This is a genomic window from Bacillus coreaensis (genome assembly GCF_050586445.1).
GTDB lineage: Bacteria > Bacillota > Bacilli > Bacillales > Cytobacillaceae > Robertmurraya_A > Robertmurraya_A coreaensis.
This window is the reverse complement of record NZ_JBOCCY010000002.1, coordinates 418,522-441,988: the sequence shown is the minus strand read 5'-3', so window position 1 is coordinate 441,988 and position 23,467 is coordinate 418,522. Positions and strand designations below refer to the sequence as shown.

Here is a 23,467-nt window from a genome sequence, read left to right as displayed (position 1 = left end):
ATCAACATGTAATAAATGTCCTTTGTACCGCCATTCTGTTCCATGGCTATATAATAACATCTATTTTAACATATTCATGCATTAATGAAGTACATTTTTTATTTAAGCCGTGCATAGGAACCTATTTTTCCTAGTAACACGGCTTTTAGACTATTGCTAGAGATGGATGAGGGCATATTACTTCTATTGCCTATTGTGCATCTTTATACCTTTCGACGAGTACTGGTTGAATTTGTCGGCCAGAAAGAGCAGCTTCCACTGTATCCGCTAGCATGGTCATACGCGCGACTAATGAATTTGGTTTTTTAACTGGGTCATCTTGGCCATACGGAATAAAATATATATTCTTTGTCGCCATCAATCTCATCAAATTGACTCCATTTAATCCAAGAGCATCATTTGTGGAAATCCCTAATACGACCGGTTTTCCATTTCGCAACGTCGCTTTTGCAGCCATTAACACAGGAGAATCAGTCATCGCATTTGCAAATTTACTCATTGAATTTCCAGTTAGTGGAGCGATGATCATACAATCTAATGGAATCTTTGGTCCTAGTGGCTCGGCACCAACAATCGAATCAATCGCTTTATTTCCAGTTAACTTTTCAATTCTTTCAATCCAATCCTCACCTTTTCCAAAGCGAGTAGTTGTATTTTTCACGGTATTCGTTACCACGGGTAATACTTCTGCACCAGAATTGATAAGATTCTCGATTTCTGGATATACTGCATCATACGTACAGTGAGAACCCGTTAAACCGAAGCCGATTTTTTTTCCTTTTAAGCTCATGTTACTTCCCCTTTCTTGATTGCATATCTTCTAACAGCAGTTGAGAAAGAACGTTTGCTAAAATTTGACCTGCTGTTTTTGGAGCAACGATACCTGGAAGCCCTGGGGCCAAAAGAGCTTTTATTCCTCTTTTTTCAGCATATCGAAAATCGGTTCCACCAGGCTTTGATGCTAAATCAATGATCAGTGTATGAGTAGGCATTCTTGAGATAACGGAAGCCGTGACGATTAAATCAGGAATCGTATTGATGCAAATATCAACATCCTTCACCTGTTGAGATAGTTCGTCAAGGTGAAATGGTGTTAAAGCCATTTCAATAATACGAGCAATATGCTCTCCTTTTCTCGCTCCCACTTTCACTTTTGCACCTAAAGCAGAGAATGTGCGTGCCACACTCATCCCTACTCTCCCTAAGCCAAGCACCATAATCGTTGATCCATGTATAGTAAAGTCGGTGTGCTGAATTGCCATCATAATCGTACCTTCGACTGTTGGTATGGAATTATAGATAGCAACATCATCCCGTTCGAACAATTTCACGAGTCTTCGTTTGGAGTCACCCGTAATTTTATTCATGTATGCATTTGAAATTCCGGAATAAATCGTACAGTGTTCTGGTGTTTGTTGTAAATGCTCTGCAGTTAAAACTACTTTTTCATTCGAGAAGATCGTCTCTACTTGACCTTCCATATTCGTTCCAGCTACCGGCAAAATGATCGCATCTATATCTGAAAATACTACTTCATCCAATTTCTCCTTTACTGCACCAGTAAAGGCATGGTCGAGTTGCTCAAAGCCAATCAAAGAGAGCTTCGCATCGAGCTCTGTTAGCTTCCGGACGATTTCGAGCTGTCTTGCGTCTCCGCCTATGACTGCTATTTGCATCCCTGTTAGCATGAAACACTCACCTTCTTTTTAAATGATCCAAATCCAAATCTTACTGCATTACTCCAACATACTATGTATTTACTCCGTAATCGGTGAGTTTTCCTAGGAAAAAGCCTAAATAAAAAAAGAACTGATGCCTACGCACAGTTCTTTACTCTTCTTGAATATCAATGATAATCATATCCATTCCAATAGTCTTTATATGCTTCCATGGAACTCTAACCTCTCCGCCTTGCCTTTTAAAACCAAACCATTTCACCGAGGGAATTAAAAGAGCCTGTATTTGGCCATTGCTTTCATTTATCTCTAAATCCGTCTGACCAAGTATGCCTAGCCTTTCTGCTTTTTTGACATCTACAATTTCCTTTCCGCTCAATTCACTTAGTCTCAATTTCATCTCTCCCCCTTTTGTCCTCTCTATATCCTAGTATAGGGAAGCTAAATATATACGTAGGATTTAAAAAGAAAATAGCAAAAAGCCTGAGCAGAAAAATCTCAGGCTTTAAAAACTAAATATTTTTTGGAAGAACTCCGTCTGGACTAATTAAGGACACAGAATATTTGTCATTGAAGATTTTATTAGCCATAGCATCTACACCATCTTTTGAAACGGCATCTATTTGCTCAACAATTTCATCAAGGGTGCGATGTCTTCCTAATAGAAGCTCGTTTTTCCCGTTACGGCTCATACGACTATTGGTGCTTTCAAGGCTAAGCATTAAGCTACCCTTTAGCTGCTCCTTACTATTTCGAAGTTCTTTATCTGTAATACCTTCAGCCTTTAGTTTTGACAAGGTTTCTTGAATCGTATCAAATAATACATCCAACTGTTTTGCACCTGTACCACCATAAATCGTAATTACACCAGAATCTTGGAACGAAGAATGATAAGAGTATACAGAATATGCAAGGCCACGCTGTTCACGAACTTCTTGGAACAATCTACTACTCATACTTCCACCTAAGATATTATTTAGAGTGATCAAGTTATAGATTTCCTCATCTCCAACCTGTAACCCTTCATATCCAATACATAAATGGGCTTGTTCCGTTTCTTTCTTTCTTGAAAGTCGGTTTGTATGAAACTGAGGTTTTTCGAATTGATTGTTCGATTTTCCTGCTTCGTACGAACCAAACAACTTCTCCACTTCTTGAATAAAGGCTTCAGAAATATTTCCTGCAACAGAAATTACCACATTTTCAGGAGTGTATGTATCATGCATATATTGATTTAGCGTGTCTCCTGTAAAGGTTGCTAACGTATCCTCTGTTCCAAGTATCGGAAACCCAAGAGAATGGTTTTCATAAATTGCTTTACTTAAAAGATCGTGCACGATGTCATCAGGTGTGTCATCATACATTTTAATTTCTTCATATACCACATTCTTTTCTTTATCTAATTCCTCAGCAACGAATGTCGAGTGGAAAAACATATCAGATAATACATCAAGAGCGAAGCTAGCATGGGTATCAAGAACCTTCGCATAATAGCAAGTATATTCCTTGGATGTAAAGGCGTTCACTTGTCCACCGATGCTATCAAAACTCTCTGCAATTTCCCTAGCAGTTCTTGTTTTTGTACCTTTAAAGAACATATGCTCAAGAAAATGCGAAATTCCGTTATTTTCAGGTGTTTCATTTCGAGAGCCAGTTCCGATCCAAACTCCGATCGCGACGGAACGAACTGTAGGGATATTTTCTAGAACAATTCTAACCCCATTTTGGCATGTATATCTCTTTATCACGTGAACTCCTCCTGTTCTACAGCGTATTGCTACGATAATTATACGGTTTCTGTTGTGACTATCAATTATTATTGCTCATTTAAAACAGATTTCTTCATGATACGTTCTTCACTCAATAACTCAGACACCGTATTAATTTCATATTTTTCAAGCTTAATTTGTTTAATAAGCTCATCAAGAGCTTTTGCCGTTGAATCGGTTGGATGCATGAGAATCATAGCTCCTTTATGCACTTTACCCATCACACGGTTGATAAGTTGCTCTGGTGTTGGCTTTTGCCAATCAATTGTATCAACACTCCACATGACTGTCCCAAGCTTATACTCTGATGCGATTTTCACTACTTCCTCACGGTAGCTTCCGCTTGGCGGAGCGAGCCAAACAACTTCCTCTCCCGTTGTAGCTTTTATCACTTCGTTTGTTTTTACAATTTCTTCTAGAATTTTAGCTGAAGAAATTTGCTTCATATCTGGATGAGTATAAGAATGGTTCCCAACTTCATGACCAGCCTCAACAATCATTTTTGCAAGTTCTGGATTTTCTTTTACCCATCTTCCTTCAAGAAAAAAGCTTGCATGAACATTATTCTTTTTTAACGTTTCCAAAATTGGTCCAAGGTACTCATTTCCCCATGCGACATTTATAATAAATGAAACCATCGGCTTATCAGGGTGGCCCTTATAAATGGCGGTAGGGGGCAAATCCTTTAAATGAACTGCTGGTGTTGTCTGTATGTATACGAGTTTGGACGCATCGAATTTCCCGTCCTTTTTCATCTTAGCATAACTAGCAGAAATGTCGACTTTTAAGCCATTATATCCAGGAATGGCCTTCCAAACAGGGTCAATCTTTGCATCTTGAGCTGGTTTTTCGTATTCTTTTGCTATTTCTTCAATCTCCAAATACAATGCGTTTTTTTGACCCGAAGCAGGAATATTTATCACCTTTAATCCAAGGACGTATCGATCCGTAAGTGGATTGTTAACCAACATAATAGAGAGCATACCAATTATAGAAATAGTAATTAGTTTCTTCATTCTTTCTCTCCTCCTTCACTTGTACATTATGTAAAGAAAGGACAAGGTAGAACACGCAAAAGACAATTCTTTCTATGCGCTAGAAACTTATTAAATGTAAGCGATACCATTGTGTTGTATGGAAAAAGCCAGGAGGACCTGGCTTTTCATTGTTATTCTTTATTTTGGGCTTGTTCTTTTTGTTCACGTTGTTCTTTAAGAATGACTTTACGTGACAAGTTTACACGCCCTTGCTTATCAATTTCCATAACTCTCACTAAGATTTCATCACCAATAGCTAACACATCTTCTACTTTGCCTACTCTTTCTTCAGCAAGTTCAGAAATGTGAACTAACCCATCTTTTCCGCTAAATAGCTCAACAAATGCTCCGAATTTCTCAATTCGTTTTACTTTCCCTAAATACATTTGTCCAACTTCAACTTCACGGACGATGTCTTCAATGATTTTCTTAGCTTTCTGGTTCATTTCTTCATTAGTAGATGAGATGAAGACTGTACCATCCTGCTCGATATCAATTTTCACACCAGTTTCTTCAATAATCTTATTGATTTGCTTTCCACTTGGTCCAATTACATCACGAATCTTATCAGGGTTGATATAGATTGTAATAATCTTTGGTGCATACATAGAAAGCTGCTCTTTCGGAGTTGAAATCGTCGAAAGCATGGAATCAAGAATTTGCATACGGCCTTTCTTTGCTTGCTGTAATGCTTCTTCAAGAATTTGTCTTGATAAACCTTCGATTTTTATATCCATTTGTAATGCTGTTACACCTTTTGACGTTCCAGCCACTTTAAAGTCCATATCACCCAAATGGTCTTCCATGCCTTGGATATCAGTTAAGATCGTGTAATGCTCACCAGATTTTACAAGACCCATCGCAATACCAGCTACTGGAGCTTTAATTGGAACTCCAGCATCCATCATTGCCAAGGTACTTGCACAAATACTTGCTTGAGAGGTAGAACCGTTTGATTCTAATACTTCTGATACAAGACGAATCGTGTATGGGAAATCCTTTTCAGAAGGAATAATTGGTTCTAATGCACGCTCACCTAACGCACCATGGCCAATTTCACGACGACCAGGCCCACGCATAGGTCCAGTTTCTCCAACAGAGAAATTCGGGAAGTTATAGTGGTGCATGAAACGCTTTTCTTCTTCAATACCTAGTCCGTCTAGGATTTGTACATCTCCTAAAGCACCAAGTGTACAAATACTCAATGCTTGAGTTTGTCCACGCGTGAACAGACCAGAGCCATGTGTACGAGGAAGCAAAGCAACCTCTGATGATAGTGGACGAATTTCCTCTGGATTACGGCCATCGGGTCTAACCTTTTCTTCTGTAATTAAACGGCGAACTTCGCCTTTAACCATCTTATCTAAAATTTGTTTTACTTGTTTTAAATCATCGTCTGCTGCTGCTTCTTCCTCATATCTTGCAATAACCGTATCCTTTACGGCACGGATAGCATCTTCACGAGCGTGCTTTTCTTGAACTTGAATGGCTTTAATCATGTCTGCTTCACATATTCCACGAATTTCCGCTTCAAGTTCAGCATCGAGTTGATATAAGACAACTTCTGTTTTTTCTTTACCAATTTCAGAAGCAATTTCTTCTTGGAATGCAATTAATCTTTTTATTTCTTCATGTCCAAACATAATCGCTTCAAGCATCGTTTCTTCTGGTACTTCTTCTGCACCAGCTTCAACCATGTTAATGGCATCTTTTGTTCCAGCAACAACTAAGTGCATGTCGCTCTTTTCTGTTTCTGCAACAGAAGGATTGATAACAAATTGACCCTCAATACGACCAACAGTTACACCTGCAATTGGACCTTCAAAAGGAATATCTGATACAGAAAGTGCCAGTGATGAACCAAACATAGCTGCCATTTCAGATGAGCAGTCTTGATCCACACTCATTACCATACTAACTACTTGAACTTCATTACGGAATCCATCAGCAAACAATGGACGAATCGGTCTGTCAATTAAGCGGCTAGCTAGTATTGCTTTTTCACTTGGACGTCCTTCACGTTTAATAAATCCACCTGGAATTTTCCCTACCGCGTATAGACGCTCCTCATAGTTTACTGTTAATGGAAAGAAATCGAGTTTCTTCGGTTCCTTTGATGCTGTAGCCGTACTAAGTACTGCTGTATCGCCATAGCGAACGAGCACAGCACCGTTTGCTTGTTTAGCAAGCTGTCCAATTTCGACAGAAAGCTTACGACCAGCCCAATCTATTGAATAGATTTTCTTGTCTTGTCCCATTTTTTACCCCTCTCTACCAATTCTCTTTGGTATGTTAACGTGTATTTACATGTATATAAATTGTTCTATCCCGTAATGGAGAACAAATATAAGAATATAGGCGAATATTCTATAGTATGTACATAATTATAAATCCTTAAAAAGCACTTTGATAGAAATTTATTGCTAACAAAAAAGCGGGAAAGAATCCCGCTTTAAAGATTAGCGACGTAAGCCAAGCTTCGTGATTAGTTCACGGTAACGAGTAACATCCTTGTTACGAAGGTATGTTAATAAGTTACGACGTCTACCTACCATTTTTAAAAGACCGCGACGTGAGTGGTGGTCCTTCTTATGAGTACGTAAGTGGTCATTTAAGTTGTTGATTTCCTCAGTAAGGACAGCGATTTGAACTTCTGGAGATCCAGTGTCGCTTTCATGAGTTTTGTACTCATTAATAAGTTCATTTTTACGTTCTTTAGTGATTGCCATCCGTTTCACCTCCTATAATTTCAATCCCCTGTTACTGAGCCAGCGTCGGTGACTCGACTAGCCAAGCAAAGGTTCATTTCGTACGTTTCTTAGAATACACTTTTTTATGACAAATTGCAAGGCTTAGTCTTTGAATTTTCAAAGTAAAGCAGTGAATTTTGTTTATCTTGCTCGATTTGCGCCACAAGTTCATCAATTCCAGAAAATTTTTGTTCCGAACGAAGGTATTTATGCCATTCTATCGTTACATACTCTCCATATATTTGATCATCAAAGTCAAATATATGAACTTCGACACTTGGCCTATTCGATTTTTCCTTATTAAAAGTCGGTTTAAACCCGATGTTACACACACCTTCGTACCATTTTCCCTTTACATGCATACGTACAGCGTGAACACCTAGTGGTGGCATAATATATTCCTCATTTAAGTCAATATTTGCTGTCGGGAATCCAATCGTTCTTCCTCTTTTGTCACCGTGAACAACGACTCCTGTTGTCGTATAGTAACGACCGAGTAGCTCCATGAGAGTGTCCAGTTGACCATTTTTTATTTTATTTCTGATTAAAGTTGAACTAATTTTTTCATCATGGCTTTCGAGTTTAGGTACAACCGTAAAGGTGAATGCTTGTCTTGAATGAAACGGTAGAGTTTCCATTGTCCCTTTACCAAGCTTTCCATAAGAATAATCAAAACCAGCAACAACGTGAACAGCGCCTAGTTCAATTAAATATTGGTCGACAAACTCCTGTGGTAGTAGGTTAGCAAATTCGTTTGTAAAATTGACAACAAATAAGTAATCAATTTGTTGTTCAGAAATAATTTTGATCTTTTCTTCTAACGGAGTAATATACTCAACCTTATCTACCTTTTTAAGGACAACTGATGGATGAGGTGTAAATGTCATTACTGCGCTTTTTATTCCCTTTTCCTTGGCTTTTTTCAAAGCCGTATCAATAACTCTCTTATGTCCTAAATGTACCCCATCAAAATAACCAAGAGCAACGACCATTGGTTGAAACATATCCTTTGAGAATTGATGAGGATGTGTAATATTTAAAACTTCCACAAGCTTTCTCCCTTTCTTTACCAACCTAATTCTCTATATGTAGTACCTTTGTTGGTTTCATTAGATTAGGCTTATGAGGATGGTGCATGTATATAGCTAGGGCCTTATGATCCATCGTTTCAAGAACTATGGGTTGTTTAATATCTTGTAATATTTCAGGTATTTCGAGAATAGCTCCATTTTTCACTTTCTCAACTAATTTATCATTTATTTGATATTTCGGCAAATGAATAAGCGCTCTTTCAATGGGATATAAAGCATTAATAATTGTTCCGTTATTTACCAATTCCTCTACTTCTGAAAGTGTCTTACAGTCGTTGAGAGAAAAGGATGCTGACTCGGTGCGTCTTAACTCAGACATATGGGCAGGGAAACCTAGTCGTTCGCCGATCATAACGGCTAATGTCCTAATATATGTCCCCTTGCTACATGCAACCTGAAATCGAAAAGAAATAGTTTCTCCTTCAAACACTTCACGGTCATCTAAAAGCTCAATCGAATAGATTGTCACCTTTCTTGTAGGGCGTTCCACTTCAATTCCTTTTCTTGCATACTCATACAAACGTTTTCCATTTACCTTGACCGCCGAGTACATAGGTGGGGTTTGAGAAATCTCACCTGTTAGTTCCAATAACACAGCTTTCACTTGCTCGCGAGTAATCAAAGTATCGATGACTTTCCTTTCAACCACTTCACCCGTCGCATCCTCGGTGGTTGTAGCAAAGCCAAGCGTTACTTCCCCCTCGTATACTTTTCCTGCATCTGTTATGTATTCAGCAACCTTCGTTGCTCTTCCAAGGCAAATTGGTAACACTCCATCTACCTCAGGGTCTAGAGTACCCGTATGTCCTATCCGCTTCATTCGCAGTATTTTTCTAAGCTTAAAGACACAATCATGAGATGTCATACCTTTAGGTTTAAATAATGGCAAAATCCCTTCCATTTCTGTTCCTCCTGGTCTTTCAATTAGAAAAAAAGGATAGACATGATGTCTATCCTCTTTGATCAATCTTCTCGTTCGGTCCGTTCTTCCTTCGTCTCTTCCTTAATTTGATACAGAAGATTCTCAATTCGATTTCCATAGTCAATCGATTCATCGAATTCAAATGTAATTTCAGGAGTTTTTCTAAGACGAATTCTCTGTCCGATTTCCGAACGGATAAATCCTTTTGCTTTAGCTAACCCCTTCAGTGTATTCTCTCTTTGAAGGTCATCACCTAACACAGAAATAAACACCTTTGCTTGTTGAAGATCACCTGTTACTTGTACATCTGTAACAGTCACAAAGCCAATACGTGGGTCCTTTATTTTACGTCCAATAATTTCCCCAAGTTCCTTCTTCATCTGTTCTCCAACTCGATTAGATCTAAGGCTCATGGTAGTCACCTCTTTGTCATCCTTAGAAAACAATGCTTTTAAAATAGCACTGTCTATAGGGAACGATTTATCTATTTGTTTTACGCATGATTCACATGCATATGAGGAGGAGTGAAATCCTCCTCGTTTATGTTATTATATCCATTCCAAGTCCGATATTGTGCGTTCGATTTCTGGAAATGAATCAATTAACTTTAATGCATGCTGCAGTTCTCTTTCAACGGCTACTTTTGAGGATGCTACTGATACAATAGCAATTTTGGTACGCTGCCATGTATCTTGATAATCAACCTCTGCTACAGACAGATTATATCGTTGTCTCAGTCTTGTAATAATCCGTTGAAGAACAGCTCTTTTGTCTTTTAAAGAATGGGCATCATAAATGAGGCATTCACAGGCGGCTAAGCCAACGATCATTTACGTTCCACTTCTTGCATAACGAAGGCTTCGATTACGTCCCCTTCTTTTACATCATTGTAGTTTTTGATGGTAATTCCGCACTCATACCCTTGAGATACTTCCTTCGCATCATCCTTGAAACGCTTAAGTGCGTCGATTTCACCTTCAAATACAACGATCCCATCACGAATAACACGAATTCCACTGCCACGAGCGATTTTTCCATCCGTAACATAAGATCCTGCAATCGTACCAACCTTCGATACTTTGAATGTTTGACGAACTTCTGCTTGCCCGGTGATCTTCTCTTCGAATTCAGGATCAAGCATCCCTTTCATCGCTGCTTCAATTTCCTCAATTACTTTATAAATGATACGGTGCAAGCGAACATCTACTTCTTCCGCTTCTGCCGCGCGCTTCGCATTATTATCTGGACGAACGTTAAATCCAATAACGATCGCATTTGATGCAGCTGCTAAAGTAATATCTGATTCATTGATCGCACCAACACCTGTGTGGATGATCTTTACATTTATACCCTCAACTTCAATCTTTTGAAGAGCAGCAGCAAGTGCTTCAACCGAACCTTGAACGTCAGCTTTAACAATAAGGTTAATATCCTTCATTTCGCCTTGCTTCATATGTTCAAATAAGTTATCTAGACTTACTCGTGTTTTCTCAGAACGTGACGCTTGAATCGCAAGTTGTGAACGTGCTTCACCGACTTGACGAGCTGTCTTCTCATCTTCAAAGACAACAAAGCGATCTCCTGCATGCGGTACATCATTTAAACCTGTAATTTCCACAGGAGTAGATGGGCCAGCTTCTTTCACACGACGACCAAGGTCATTAACCATTGCACGAACACGTCCAAAAGTTGTACCTACCACAATCGGATCTCCAATTCGTAATGTACCGTTTTGAACTAGAAGGGTAGCAACTGAACCTCTACCTTTATCTAGCTGGGCTTCAATAACTGTACCGATTGCCTTACGATCTGGATTTGCTTTATATTCTTCTACTTCACCAACAAGAAGAATCATTTCTAATAAATTGTCGATTCCTTCTCCTTTTAAGGCTGATAGTGGAACGAAAATCGTGTCTCCACCCCATGCTTCAGGAACTAAACCATATTCTGTTAACTCCTGCATAACACGATCAGGGTTTGCACTCTCTTTATCCATTTTGTTCACAGCAACAATAATCGGAACCTCTGCGGCTTTTGCGTGGTTAATTGCTTCAATTGTTTGTGGCATAACCCCGTCATCTGCTGCAACTACTAAAATCGTAATATCCGTAATCTTTGCTCCACGCGCACGCATCGTTGTGAAAGCAGCGTGACCTGGCGTATCAAGGAACGTAATTTTCTTTCCGTTTTCTTCTACTTGGTAAGCACCAATATGCTGAGTGATACCACCCGCTTCTCCAGCAGTTACCTTAGTGTTACGGATTGAATCAAGTAAAGTTGTTTTTCCGTGGTCAACGTGACCCATAATGGTTACAACAGAAGGTCTTTCCACTAATTCTGCGTCATCATCTTCTGTGAAGTAAACTTCAAGATCAGTAACATCGATCTTGATTTCTTCTTCAACTTCCACACCATATTCAGCTGCAATTAGTTCAATTGCATCCTTGTCAAGTGATTGGTTAATGGTAGCCATTACACCTAATAAGAACAATTTCTTAATGATTTCAGATGGTTCACGGTGAAGCTTTTTAGCTAATTCAGCCACTGTAAGTGATTCTGTAAAGGTGATTTTTGCAGGTAATTCTTTCTTTTTAGGAGGCTGTGGTGGCTGTGACTGGTGCTGTACACGACCTTTTTGTTGGTTTTTACCCTTTTTACCATTAAAAGCTTTTGTTTCTTTTGATTGGTTATCTTGGGCGCCTTTTTTCCCTTGAATTGCCTTTGGAGCTGTTTTGACTTTTACTTTTGTAGGAGCTACATTTCGGTCGTCGTCCTCATCAAAAGCACTAGCCTTTGTTTTTGATTGTACTTGAGCGGAAGCAGGCTTTTGTTGTTGTTCTTGAGACTGCTTTGGAGCTTCCTTCTTTTCTCCTTTACCACCCTTAGCATATTGTTCATCTAGCTTTTTAACTGTATCATCTTCAATCATTGTCATATGGTTAGAAACCTCGATATTCATATCTTTTAATTTTGTAATGAGTTCTTTACTAGAAACATTATGTTTTTTTGCATATTCATACACTCGCATTTTACTCATGTTTACACCCCCGCTAGAATTAATCGAGCAACGTTTTTAGCTTCTTGGCAAATCCTTCATCTAGAACGGCCACGACTACACGGGCTTCTTTTCCGATCGCTTGACCGAGTAAAAAGCGGTTCTCAACTATTTTACAAGGAATGTTATAGGATTTGCATTTATCTGTCACTTTTTTCTGTGTGTTTTGGGATGCATCTGCTGAAAGCAAAACTAATTTTGCTTTATTGCTGCGAACCTCCTTAATGGAAAGTTCCTCCCCAGAAATCACTTTACGCGCTCGATTGGCTAAGCCAAGCAATGACATCCATTGATTTTGCTTCATTCGGATTGTCAATTCTCCTTCTCAACAAGCTCCAATAATTCTTCGTACACAGAATCGGTTACTTGAACTTGCAATTGATTCGATAATATATTTTTTTTCTTCGCTAAAAGAATAGCTTCTTTTTCTTTCGTAAGGTAGGCACCTCGACCCGACTTTTTACCGGTTAAGTCGATGGAGACCTCGCCTTCCTTCGAGCGAACGATGCGAACAAGTTCTTTCTTCGGTCGCATTTCTCCGGTAGCAACACATTTTCTTAATGGAATCTTCCTATTCGTGTTCACCATCATCCACCCCTTTCTTACTCCTGCTCTTCTACGTACTCTAAATGCAAATCTGTATCTGCGTGAGCGTCTTCCTCTTCATCATCGAACGATAGAATTCCTTCTTCACGAGGGAAGATACCAGCTTCTCTTGCATCTGTTTCAGATTTAATATCAATTTTCCAACCGGTCAACTTTGCCGCTAGTCGTGCATTTTGGCCTCTTTTACCAATCGCAAGTGACAGTTGATAATCTGGGACAACTACTGTTGTTGCCTTGTCTTGTTCATTGACGATTACATCAAGTACCTTAGATGGGCTGAGCGCATTTGCTACAAATACAAAAGGATCATCCGACCATTTAACAATATCGATCTTTTCTCCCTTTAACTCGTTGACAATTGCTTGAACCCGAGCACCTTTTGGTCCTACGCATGCACCTACTGGATCAACTTCTGGATTATCAGAATGAACAGAGATTTTTGAGCGGTCACCTGCTTCACGAGAAACAGATTTAATTTCAACTGTCCCATCATAAATTTCTGGAACTTCAATCTCAAATAATCTCTTTAAAAGACCTGGATGGGTTCTTGAAACAAAAATTTGCGGGCCTTTAGTAGTTTTTTCTACTTTCGTAATAAACACCTTGATACGATCATGTGGCTTATAACGCTCGTTAGGCATTTGTTCGTTGGCTGGGAGAATCGCTTCAATTTTCCCTAAGCTCACATAGATAAACTTCGAGTCCAAACGTTGGACAATACCCGTCATAATATCTTCTTCGCGGTCGATAAATTCAGAGTAAATAATTCCTCGTTCTGCTTCACGCACACGTTGTGTAACCACTTGCTTTGCTGTTTGTGCAGCAATACGTCCAAAATCCTTTGGTGTTACCTCAAGTTCTACCACATCTTCAATCACGTAATTTGGATTGATTCGTCTAGCTTCTTCTAAAGAAATTTCAAGTCTTGGGTCGAATACTTCATCAACGACTTCTTTACGAGCAAAAACACGCATCGTTCCAACACCTAAATTCAGATCAATTCGAACGTTTTGTGCTTGATTGAAATTTCTACGATAGGCAGAGATAAGCGCCGCTTCAATCGCGTCAATAATTACATCACGTGAAATTCCTTTTTCCTTTTCAAGCAAAATAAGAGCATCTAATAGTTCACTGCTCATGAAAATGGTCCCCCTTTAACACTCTAAATGTCTCTCATGTAAATTTGTTATATGAATTATGAGAAAGTAACCGCTAGGCGAGCACTTGCTACCTTTTCAAAAGGTATTTCAATCGTTTTCTTTCTCGTCTTAATCTTTAATTCGACTGTTACGGTGTCTCCCGTAAAGTTAGTTAACACGCCTTCAAATGTCTTTTCACCATCGATAGGCTCGTACGTCTTAATATGTACATTTTTCCCAACCGCTTTTTCATAGTCCTTCTGTTTCTTCAATGGACGCTCTGCACCAGGAGAAGAAACTTCAAGGAAATAGTTATAAGGAATAGGATCAAGTTCATCAAGCTTTTCGCTTAATTTTTCACTTACCATTCCACACTCTTCAATGTCAATGCCTTGTTCTTTATCTATAAATATGCGAAGAAACCAGCTTTTTCCTTCCTTTACATATTCAATATCAACTAATTCAAGGTTGAGGTCATTAACAATTGGTTCTACGATTTGTTCAACTACTTCAATTACCTTGCTCATATTATTCCTCCTAACCAACCTAAAGTAGCTAATCTCCTAAAATAGAGTCCATACAACACGAAAGAGCGGGGAAGGCCCCACTCTTGTAAACGAGAGTTATTCTTAGTATTTCCAATAAAACTATACCATAACCATACCGTTTATGCAAATGCAATACCGGTTTTGGTAGGATTACCACTTCGTTCATTCCATTTCTAAAATAAAGAAAGTTGGTTTTGATCAGGCAATGCTTCAAGACATCCGTGGTTATCGAGATACTCAATAATAGTCTTTGAAACCTTCCCTCTTTGCTGCAGATCTTCTTTAGATAAGAATTCTCCATCTTCACGAGCTTTTACGATGTTAAGTGCAGCATTCGTACCTAGCCCTGGAATGGAATTAAATGGAGGAATCAGCTTATTTCCATCAATGATGAATTCTGTTGCACTTGAACGGTACAAATCGACCTTTGCAAAAGAAAACCCTCGCTCGTTCATCTCTAATGCCAATTCAAGGACCGTTAAGGTATTTTTTTCCTTGGTTGATGCATCTAATCCTTTTGCATTGATTTCTTCAATTACTGCTCGGATTGCTGAAGAACCTTTCACCATTGCATCAATATCAAAATCCTCCGCTCTAACGGTAAAATAAGCTGCGTAATAAAGGATTGGATGATGCACTTTGAAGTAAGCAATCCTTACGGCCATTAGAACGTAAGCAGCGGCGTGGGCCTTCGGGAACATGTATTTGATCTTTTTACAAGAATCAATATACCATTCTGGCACTTCATTCTTCCGCATCTCTTCTTCCATATCATCACTTAAGCCTTTTCCTTTACGAACGGACTCCATAATCTTAAAGGCAAAGGATGGCTCTAACCCTTGATAGATTAGATAAACCATGATGTCGTCACGACAGCCGATAACTTCACTCAGGTTACAGATACTGTTGTGGATCAGCTCTTGCGCATTTCCTAACCATACGTCCGTCCCGTGAGAAAGTCCTGAAATTTGGACCAACTCTGAAAAAGTGGTCGGCTTTGTATCCTCAAGCATTTGTCTTACGAAACGCGTTCCGAACTCTGGTATACCAAGCGTTCCCGTTTTACACATAATCTGTTCTTCTGTGACTCCCAGCGCTTCCGTTCCACTGAATATCTTCATTACTTCAGGATCATCGGTCGGAATGGTCTTCGGATCAATTCCACTTAAGTCCTGAAGCATACGTATCACGGTAGGATCATCGTGCCCTAGAATATCAAGCTTTAATAAGTTATCGTGAATCGAGTGGAAGTCGAAATGGGTTGTTTTCCATTCAGAGGTCTTATCATCCGCTGGAAATTGTATTGGCGAGAAATCATAAATTTCCATATAATCTGGTACAACGATAATTCCGCCTGGATGCTGACCAGTTGTTCTTTTTACACCAGTACACCCCATGGCTAATCTCTCAATTTCGGCTCCACGAATTTGAAGATTATTATCTTGCTGATAGGCCTTTACATAACCGAACGCAGTCTTATCAGCTACCGTACCAATCGTACCAGCACGATATACATAATCCTCACCAAACAAAACCTTCGTATAGTTATGTGCACGTGGTTGGTATTCTCCCGAGAAGTTCAAATCGATATCGGGAACTTTATCACCTTTAAAACCTAGGAAAGTCTCGAACGGGATATCGTGTCCATCTTTTTTGTACTTGCTACCGCAATTTGGACAGTCCTTATCTGCCAAGTCAAAGCCTGAACCAACGGAACCGTCATTAAAAAATTCCGAATGTTTACATGTAGGACAAACATAATGGGGCGGTAATGGGTTCACTTCTGTTATCTCAGTCATCGTGGCAACAAGAGACGAACCAACCGATCCACGCGAACCTACTAGGTACCCATCATCAAGCGATTTTTTCACAAGTTTATGTGAAATCAAATAGATAACGGCAAACCCGTGACCAATAATACTCTTCAGTTCTTTTTCAAGTCTTGCTTCCACAATTTCTGGAAGTTCATCACCGTAAATGCTTCTTGCCATATCATAGCTCATTTTACGCATTTCTTCATCGGCGCCTTCAATTTTTGGAGTATATAAGTCGTCCTTAATCGGCTTGATCGTATCTATCATATCAGCAATTTTGTTGGTATTCGTAATAACAATCTCACGCGCTTTTTCTTTTCCTAAGAATGAAAATGCATCTAGCATTTCATTCGTCGTTCGGAAATGGACATCAGGAAGATTGTGACGATTAAGCGGATTTGCTCCCCCTTGTGAGTTCACTAATATTTTTCGGTATATTTTATCATTTGGGTTTAGGTAATGTACATTTCCAGTAGCAACAACAGGGATCTCTAGCTTTTCACCAAGTTTTACGATATTAGATATAATATCCTCCAATGATTTTTCATCATTAACTAGCTCTAACTCCAATAAATGAGCATATACCGCTTTTGGATGTACCTCGATGTAATCGTAGAAACGCGCTGGCTCTTCTACTTCTTCAGGAGCCTTTTGCATCATACCCTCGAATACTTCACCTTTGTCACAGCCTGAACCAATCAAAATTCCTTCGCGATGCTTCTGTAATACAGAGCGCGGAATTCTCGGCACTCGATAAAAATAGTTTAAATGGGAAATAGAAATAAGCTTAAATAAGTTCTTTAACCCCACATCATTTTGTGCTAAAAGCGTACAGTGATACGGTCGTGCTCGCTGATAGGCATTTCCTTGACCCATATTGTTATTCAGTTGGTTATGATACTGTATTCCTTTTTCCATTATATCCTTCAGCATCGTTAAGAGCAGATAACCAGTTGCTTCTGTGTCGTATATCGCACGGTGATGCTGTGTTAACTCAATATTAAATTTCTTAGCTAACGTATTTAAACGGTGATTCTTCATGTCAGGATATAAGAAACGAGCAAGCTCTAATGTATCTATGACCGGGTTTTCAGCTCGCCCAAGACCGTACTTCTTGTAACCAACATTCAAAAATCCCATATCAAATGATGCATTGTGGGCAACAAGTATGTCATCGCCTGTCCACTCTTTAAATTTTCCGAGAACCTCTTCTACCTCTGGAGCATCCTTTAGCATATCATCGGTAATTCCCGTTAAATTCATAATTGTTGCAGACAATGGATGGTGCGGGTTAGCGAATGCTTCAAATCGGTCGATGATTTCTCCATCTTTTATCTTAACCGCTGCAAGTTCAATTATTGTATTGTATACGGCTGATAAACCAGTTGTTTCAACGTCAAATACTACATACGTGTCTTCTGCCAACAGTCTCTCCGCTTCGTTATACGCAATCGGAACACCATCATTTACTAGATTTACTTCCACTCCGTAAAGAATCTTAATATCGTTCTTTTTCCCTGCTCCAAACGCTTCCGGAAAGGATTGTGCTACCGCATGGTCTGTTATGGCAATGGCTTTATGTCCCCATTTTTTTGCTTGTGATACTAATGCACTAACTGGTGAAACAGCATCCATCTGACTCATTGGTGTGTGAAGATGAAGCTCAACACGCTTTTCGGAAGAAGTGTCCTGACGCTCAATTGGCTTAATTTCATTAATATCGTTTCCAATCATAACTAGATCACGTACAAATGTATCGTTTTGAATACTTCCTCTTACTTTTACCCACATGCCTTTTTTTACGTTTTGGAATAGAGCGGCGTCCTCTTTATCACGAGAAAACATTTTTACCATGATTGAGCTTGTATAATCAGTAACTTTAAAGGTTAGTAGAGTTCTCCCACTGCGTAGCTCTCTTGTTTCAGCGGCAAAAATATACCCTTCCACAACGACTCTACGTTCTTCATCAATAATATCTTGGATTTTTCTAAAATCAGCATCATCTTTGATCGTCAATCCAATGGTTAATGGACCGGTATATTCACCCGTACCGCCGGCAGCTTCTTTCTCTGCTTCTTGCTTATCCATCTCAATCGCTGCTTGCATACCTCTCTCTTTGTCTTCCCTCATTTTCGCCTCGACAAATTGTTCATATTGTTCAGTAGAGGCTTCTGTGTTAATCTCGGTATCAATCATTACTTGAGGAAATCCGAAAAAGCCGTAAGCATCAGAAATAAAGCTTGCATATTTCCTTTTTATGGCTAACCCTTCGAGATCATTGCCAACAAAGATCGTGATTTTTGAACCTTGGACTTTTGGTTTTTGTTCATTTAGTAGCTTAATTAATGGTGGTGATATGCCATCAATTTGCTGTATGCAACTGTTCCAATATTCTAGTATCAAATCCTCAGTCACTTGCTGATCTCTTACCTGAATGTTGTAGGAGATTGAGGCAATATGTGAAAAGGTTGTTTGTAATTTATTTGTGAACGTTTGATAGACGTTAATAGGTAAGATCTTCTCAAACGAAAAATAAAAACTCCAATGTCTTTTAGATTTTTCAATTAATACTTTGTCAATCATAGCATCTTGAAAATACGGTATGATTCTGTCATCCGTTAGTTGTAGCTGCTGGAGCAATAGTTGGAATCGTTCCTTACCAGATGATCCGTTCATCAACTCTCTCCTCTCCATTTTATCTCTAGTCAAACTAGTAGTTATTATATCATAAAGAAATTATTGAAAGCCCTTTTAACAGATAACCAATCAATGGGAAAAAAATCGGATCCGTGTTGAGCGGATCCGAATAATTAATCATTTATTTTAATAAGCCAGCAATTGTTTGTAGTAGGTCGTCTTTGTGAACTTCTAGCATTTCACCAGTTTTGCGAACTTTTAGTTCTACAATTCCTTCAGCTGCTTTTTTTCCAACGGTTACACGTACAGGTAAACCAATTAAGTCTGAATCGGCGAACTTAACTCCTGGTCTTTCAGCACGGTCGTCCATAAGAACTTCTAAGCCTTGAGCTTTTAATTGTTCATATAAATCTGAAGCTAGTTTCGCTTGAGCTTCATCTTTCAAGTTGATTGGAATCAAATGTACTTTAAAAGGTGCAATTTGAGCTGGCCATACAAGACCATTATCATCATTAAATTGCTCAGCCACAGCAGCTAACGTTCTAGATACACCAATACCATAGCAACCCATAATCATTGGCTGTGATTTTCCATTTTCATCTAAATAGGTAGCATTCATCGCTTCACTATAGCGAGTTCCAAGCTTAAACACATGTCCTACTTCAATTCCCTTTGCAAAAACAATTTTGCCTTGACCGTCTGGAGATAGATCCCCTTCTTGAATAAAGCGAATATCAGCATACTTTGTTACCGAAAAATCTTTTTCTGCATTAACGTTGATGAAGTGATGGTTTTCTTCGTTTGCTCCGCATACTCCGTTAACAATTGCTTGAACGGCTGGGTCAGCAACGATCTCTACCTTATTTACCCCAACTGGTCCTAATGAACCAATAGAACACCCAAGGATTTCTTTCGTTTCTTCTGGAGTTGCTAGTTCAACGACACTTGCAGCATACAAATTCTTTAACTTAATATCGTTTACTTCGTGGTCGCCACGAACAAGCACAAGTACATATTGGTCATCTACTTTAAACAGGAGTGATTTAATGCATTTGGATGAATCAACATTTAAAAATCCAACCACTTCTTCAATTGACTTCTTATTTTCAGTCAGAACCTTTTCCATCTCTTTTTGTGACTCATCTGATTTTTCATACGTATTCACTACTGGGGCCATTTCAATATTAGCCGCATAATTTGAAGTGTCAGAGTACGCAATGGTATCTTCCCCAACATCAGATAGCACCATAAACTCATGCGTATCCTTTCCACCCATTGCTCCTGAATCCGCAATAACTGCACGGAAGTCTAAACCACAACGACTAAAAATATTAGAGTATGCAGTAAATAAACGATCATATACTTCATCAAGACTTTCTTGAGAAGAGTGGAATGAGTAAGCATCCTTCATGATAAACTCTCTTCCACGCAGTAAACCAAAACGTGGTCTTTTCTCATCTCTAAACTTCGTTTGAATTTGATATAGAGTTAACGGCAATCGCTTATAAGATTTTACTTCGTCTCTTACTAAGCTAGTAATCACTTCCTCATGAGTTGCCCCAAGAGCAAACTCTCTTGTATGGCGGTCATGTAATCTCATCAATTCAGGTCCATAAGTGTACCAGCGACCTGATTCCTGCCAAAGCTCTGCTTGTTGCAAAGCAGGCATAAGCAGTTCAACAGCACCTGCGTTGTCCATCTCTTCACGAACAATCGTCTCGATTTTTTTTAGCACTCGCTGAGCCATTGGTAAATAACTATAAATTCCACTAGCATTTTGTCTAACAAAACCAGCTCTTAATAGTAGCTGATGACTTTTAATTTCGGCATCTGCTGGAACTTCCCTTAAAGTTGGGATTAGCGTCATACTCTGTTTCATCTACTAGCACCTCTTCGACCAATTCATTTTAATAAATTTATATTTTGAGGCTGCCCCTTGAAGTGTCTGACACCTCTTTATGGGACAGCCTCATGTCAGTTTAAAGGAATATCCTTTGTATATCATTCCATGTAACTACTAGCATTAGGAGCATCAAAAGAGCAAATCCAATGAAATGAACCATGCCTTCTTTTTGACGATCAATCGGCTTTCCTCTCAGTGCTTCTACTGCAAAGAACATCAATCTTCCACCGTCTAAAGCAGGAATTGGAAGCAAGTTCATAATACCAAGATTAATACTTAAGATTCCCGCCCATTTCATTAGGTACATAACTCCAGATTTAGCAACAGTGGCAGTTGATTCATATATACCAACTGGACCAGACAGGGCATCAATTGAAAATTGTCCAACGATTAATTTTCCAAGCATAGAGAAAATTTCAACTGTCCAATAGTATACTTCTTTAAACCCGTACGTAACAGACTTTACAGGAGATTTTTCCATTGGGTTATATACACCAATGATTCCGATTTCTGTTCCATCCATGTCTTGGGCTTTTGGTGTAACTGGAATGTCAAGCTCTTCGCCGTTTCTAGAAACCAAAAACTCTAATTCATTTTCAGGGTTTTGACGAATAATTTCTACAACATCTTCCCAAGTAGAAATTTCACCGCCATCGATACTTTGAACAACATCCCCTTCTTGTAAACCGGATTGCATAGCCATTCCATCTGGAGTTAACTTTCCTAAGATGGGCTCATTCGTCGGTACTCCTTGCCATAAAGCAATAACAACAAAAATAAGAAAGGCTAATACAAAGTTCATCATCGGTCCAGCGAAAATGGCCATTGTTCTTTGACCCAATGTTTTAGAAACAAATTGGCGATCGTATGGAGCGATCAATGTTTCTGCACCATTTTCAACTAAATATGCATTTCGACTAATAGAGAAGGTCTTTAAAACATCTTCTTCTCCCTCTTCATAGCCTTTTATTTGTAATTTTTGTTCAATATCAGCATATTCCACTTCAATGATCCTAGCATCCGGATACTTTTCTTTGTTGTTTAGTATGATCTTCTCGATCACTTCATTCTTGTCCAGTATTAGTCCTACACGATAGCCTGGTTTAATTTCAGCCATCTCGGGATCTTCTCCAGCCATGCGAACATATCCGCCAATCGGCAATAAACGAATCGTATAGAGTGTCTCTCCTTTTTTATAAGAAAAGACTTTTGGACCCATACCAATTGCAAATTCACGACAAAGAATACCTGCTCGTTTTGCAAAGATAAAATGCCCTAATTCATGGAAAAATACGAGCGCCCCAAAAATAATGATAAAGGCTATGACTGTGTTCAAATTATAACCACCTTTTTTATAGAAGTGAATTCACATACTTGCGTGTCTCGTCGTCAACCGCTTTAATTTCTGCTAAACTTGGCTCCATTATTGATTGATGGTTCGTTAACGCATTTTCAATTAAATCCTCAATTTGCAAAAAGGTGATCTTTCCTTTTAGAAACGCCTCAACCGCTATTTCATTTGCCGCATTAAGAACGGTCGGAAGTGTCCCTCCAGCAATTCCTGCATTATAGGCAAATTTTAGGCAGCGAAATCTATCTAAGTCCATATCTGCAAAATGGAGTTGACCGACTTTCGCTAAGTTTAATGTTTGAGCTGTTTTTAATGGTAATCGATCTGGATATGTTAAAGCATATTGAATCGGTACTCTCATATCTGGAGTCCCTAGCTGCGCCATGACACTACTATCATGAAACTCAATCATAGAGTGAATGATACTCTCCTTATGTAACACAACGTCAATCTTTTCATAGGGAATATCAAACAACCAATGCGCTTCAATAACTTCTAACCCTTTGTTCATCATAGTAGCAGAATCAATCGTGATTTTGGCTCCCATGGACCAGTTTGGATGATTGAGCGCATCTTGTACTGTTACATTTTCTAACTCCCGCCGAGTACGGTGACGGAAGCTGCCACCCGATGCAGTTAAAATCAACTTCTCAATATTCTTTTCAAATTCTCCTTGGAGCGCTTGAAAAATAGCCGAATGCTCACTATCTACTGGCAATATCGCAACTTGATTTCGACGAACAGCATTCATTACGATATGACCAGCTGTCACTAGTGTCTCCTTATTGGCTAAAGCAATTGCTTTTCCTGCTTCAATCGCATGCAATGTAGGTTCTAGACCCACACTACCCATTACTGCATTTACCAAAATGGTAGATTTCTTATATACCGCTACTTCACTTAACCCTTCGAGCCCATAGGTAAAGCTTATTTTCGGAAATTCCAGCTTCAAACTCTTAGCGTCATCTTTATTTAATACGCATACTAATTCAGGATGAAATTCAGCTATTAGCTTTCTTGCCAAATTAATATTTCTACCTACTGACATGGCTGCCAATTCGAATTCTGTAGGGTGCTCTTTTATTATATCAAGAGTTTGTGTTCCGATAGAACCAGTTGCACCTAATAAACTTATGTATTTCATTTTTCCAACTCCGATTCAAAAGCGA

The 23,467-nt window shown here is 39.0% G+C and carries 20 protein-coding genes; all 20 read right to left on the bottom strand.

Annotated features, from left to right (window positions below):
* Positions 1-190: 190 nt before the first annotated feature.
* Positions 191-790, bottom strand: coding sequence for a dipicolinate synthase subunit B (gene dpaB / locus ACQ5H4_RS05415; RefSeq protein ID WP_430773951.1), 600 nt, complete (start codon positions 788-790; stop codon positions 191-193).
* A gap of 1 nt (position 791) precedes the next feature.
* Complete coding sequence (gene dpaA / locus ACQ5H4_RS05410; RefSeq protein WP_430773950.1) at positions 792-1,688, bottom strand: dipicolinic acid synthetase subunit A; 897 nt, start codon at positions 1,686-1,688, stop codon at positions 792-794.
* A 142-nt stretch (positions 1,689-1,830) separates the two neighbouring features.
* The gene (locus ACQ5H4_RS05405) at positions 1,831-2,070 is read right to left on the bottom strand and encodes a YlmC/YmxH family sporulation protein (protein ID WP_430774056.1); all 240 of its coding nucleotides are present in this window, start codon (positions 2,068-2,070) and stop codon (positions 1,831-1,833) included.
* A gap of 118 nt (positions 2,071-2,188) precedes the next feature.
* Positions 2,189-3,424 carry a M16 family metallopeptidase gene (locus ACQ5H4_RS05400; RefSeq protein WP_430773949.1) on the bottom strand — a complete coding sequence of 412 codons (1,236 nt, stop codon included), beginning with the start codon at positions 3,422-3,424 and terminating at the stop codon, positions 2,189-2,191.
* Positions 3,425-3,492: 68 nt separating this feature from the next.
* A complete protein-coding gene (locus tag ACQ5H4_RS05395; protein WP_430773948.1) occupies positions 3,493-4,461 on the bottom strand; it encodes a polysaccharide deacetylase family protein in 969 nt (322 codons plus the stop codon).
* A 152-nt stretch (positions 4,462-4,613) separates the two neighbouring features.
* Positions 4,614-6,740 (bottom strand): polyribonucleotide nucleotidyltransferase, encoded by a 2,127-nt coding sequence (gene pnp / locus ACQ5H4_RS05390; RefSeq protein ID WP_430773947.1) that lies wholly within the window; start codon positions 6,738-6,740, stop codon positions 4,614-4,616.
* A gap of 201 nt (positions 6,741-6,941) precedes the next feature.
* Positions 6,942-7,211, bottom strand: coding sequence for a 30S ribosomal protein S15 (gene rpsO, locus ACQ5H4_RS05385; RefSeq protein ID WP_160545560.1), 270 nt, complete (start codon positions 7,209-7,211; stop codon positions 6,942-6,944).
* Positions 7,212-7,315: 104 nt separating this feature from the next.
* Complete coding sequence (gene ribF, locus ACQ5H4_RS05380; RefSeq protein ID WP_430773946.1) at positions 7,316-8,281, bottom strand: bifunctional riboflavin kinase/FAD synthetase; 966 nt, start codon at positions 8,279-8,281, stop codon at positions 7,316-7,318.
* A gap of 25 nt (positions 8,282-8,306) precedes the next feature.
* A complete protein-coding gene (truB, locus tag ACQ5H4_RS05375) occupies positions 8,307-9,224 on the bottom strand; it encodes a tRNA pseudouridine(55) synthase TruB (RefSeq protein ID WP_430773945.1) in 918 nt (305 codons plus the stop codon).
* Between the two features lie 62 nt (positions 9,225-9,286).
* A complete protein-coding gene (gene rbfA, locus ACQ5H4_RS05370) occupies positions 9,287-9,658 on the bottom strand; it encodes a 30S ribosome-binding factor RbfA (RefSeq protein WP_119707580.1) in 372 nt (123 codons plus the stop codon).
* Positions 9,659-9,793: 135 nt separating this feature from the next.
* Complete coding sequence (locus ACQ5H4_RS05365; RefSeq protein ID WP_430773943.1) at positions 9,794-10,075, bottom strand: DUF503 domain-containing protein; 282 nt, start codon at positions 10,073-10,075, stop codon at positions 9,794-9,796.
* On the bottom strand, positions 10,072-12,282 hold the full coding sequence (infB, locus tag ACQ5H4_RS05360; protein ID WP_430773942.1) for a translation initiation factor IF-2: 2,211 nt from the start codon (positions 12,280-12,282) through the stop codon (positions 10,072-10,074). Before infB ends, ACQ5H4_RS05365 begins: the two co-directional genes overlap by 4 nt.
* Before the next feature lie 19 nt (positions 12,283-12,301).
* Positions 12,302-12,604, bottom strand: coding sequence for a YlxQ family RNA-binding protein (locus ACQ5H4_RS05355; RefSeq protein ID WP_119707577.1), 303 nt, complete (start codon positions 12,602-12,604; stop codon positions 12,302-12,304).
* 8 nt (positions 12,605-12,612) lie between these two features.
* A complete protein-coding gene (gene rnpM, locus ACQ5H4_RS05350; RefSeq protein ID WP_430773941.1) occupies positions 12,613-12,891 on the bottom strand; it encodes an RNase P modulator RnpM in 279 nt (92 codons plus the stop codon).
* 11 nt (positions 12,892-12,902) lie between these two features.
* Positions 12,903-14,045, bottom strand: coding sequence for a transcription termination factor NusA (gene nusA, locus ACQ5H4_RS05345; protein ID WP_430773940.1), 1,143 nt, complete (start codon positions 14,043-14,045; stop codon positions 12,903-12,905).
* A 56-nt stretch (positions 14,046-14,101) separates the two neighbouring features.
* Positions 14,102-14,572: a ribosome maturation factor RimP gene (rimP, locus tag ACQ5H4_RS05340; RefSeq protein ID WP_430773939.1), complete on the bottom strand. Its 471-nt coding sequence runs from the start codon at positions 14,570-14,572 to the stop codon at positions 14,102-14,104.
* Between the two features lie 194 nt (positions 14,573-14,766).
* Complete coding sequence (locus ACQ5H4_RS05335) at positions 14,767-19,083, bottom strand: PolC-type DNA polymerase III (RefSeq protein WP_430773938.1); 4,317 nt, start codon at positions 19,081-19,083, stop codon at positions 14,767-14,769.
* 142 nt (positions 19,084-19,225) lie between these two features.
* Entirely contained in the window at positions 19,226-20,923 is a 1,698-nt protein-coding gene (locus ACQ5H4_RS05330; RefSeq protein ID WP_430773937.1) for a proline--tRNA ligase, read from the bottom strand.
* A gap of 100 nt (positions 20,924-21,023) precedes the next feature.
* Positions 21,024-22,283, bottom strand: a complete 1,260-nt coding sequence (gene rseP, locus ACQ5H4_RS05325; protein WP_430773936.1) for an RIP metalloprotease RseP — start codon at positions 22,281-22,283, stop codon at positions 21,024-21,026.
* A gap of 16 nt (positions 22,284-22,299) precedes the next feature.
* Complete coding sequence (dxr, locus tag ACQ5H4_RS05320) at positions 22,300-23,442, bottom strand: 1-deoxy-D-xylulose-5-phosphate reductoisomerase (RefSeq protein WP_430773935.1); 1,143 nt, start codon at positions 23,440-23,442, stop codon at positions 22,300-22,302.
* Positions 23,443-23,467: the final 25 nt, after the last annotated feature.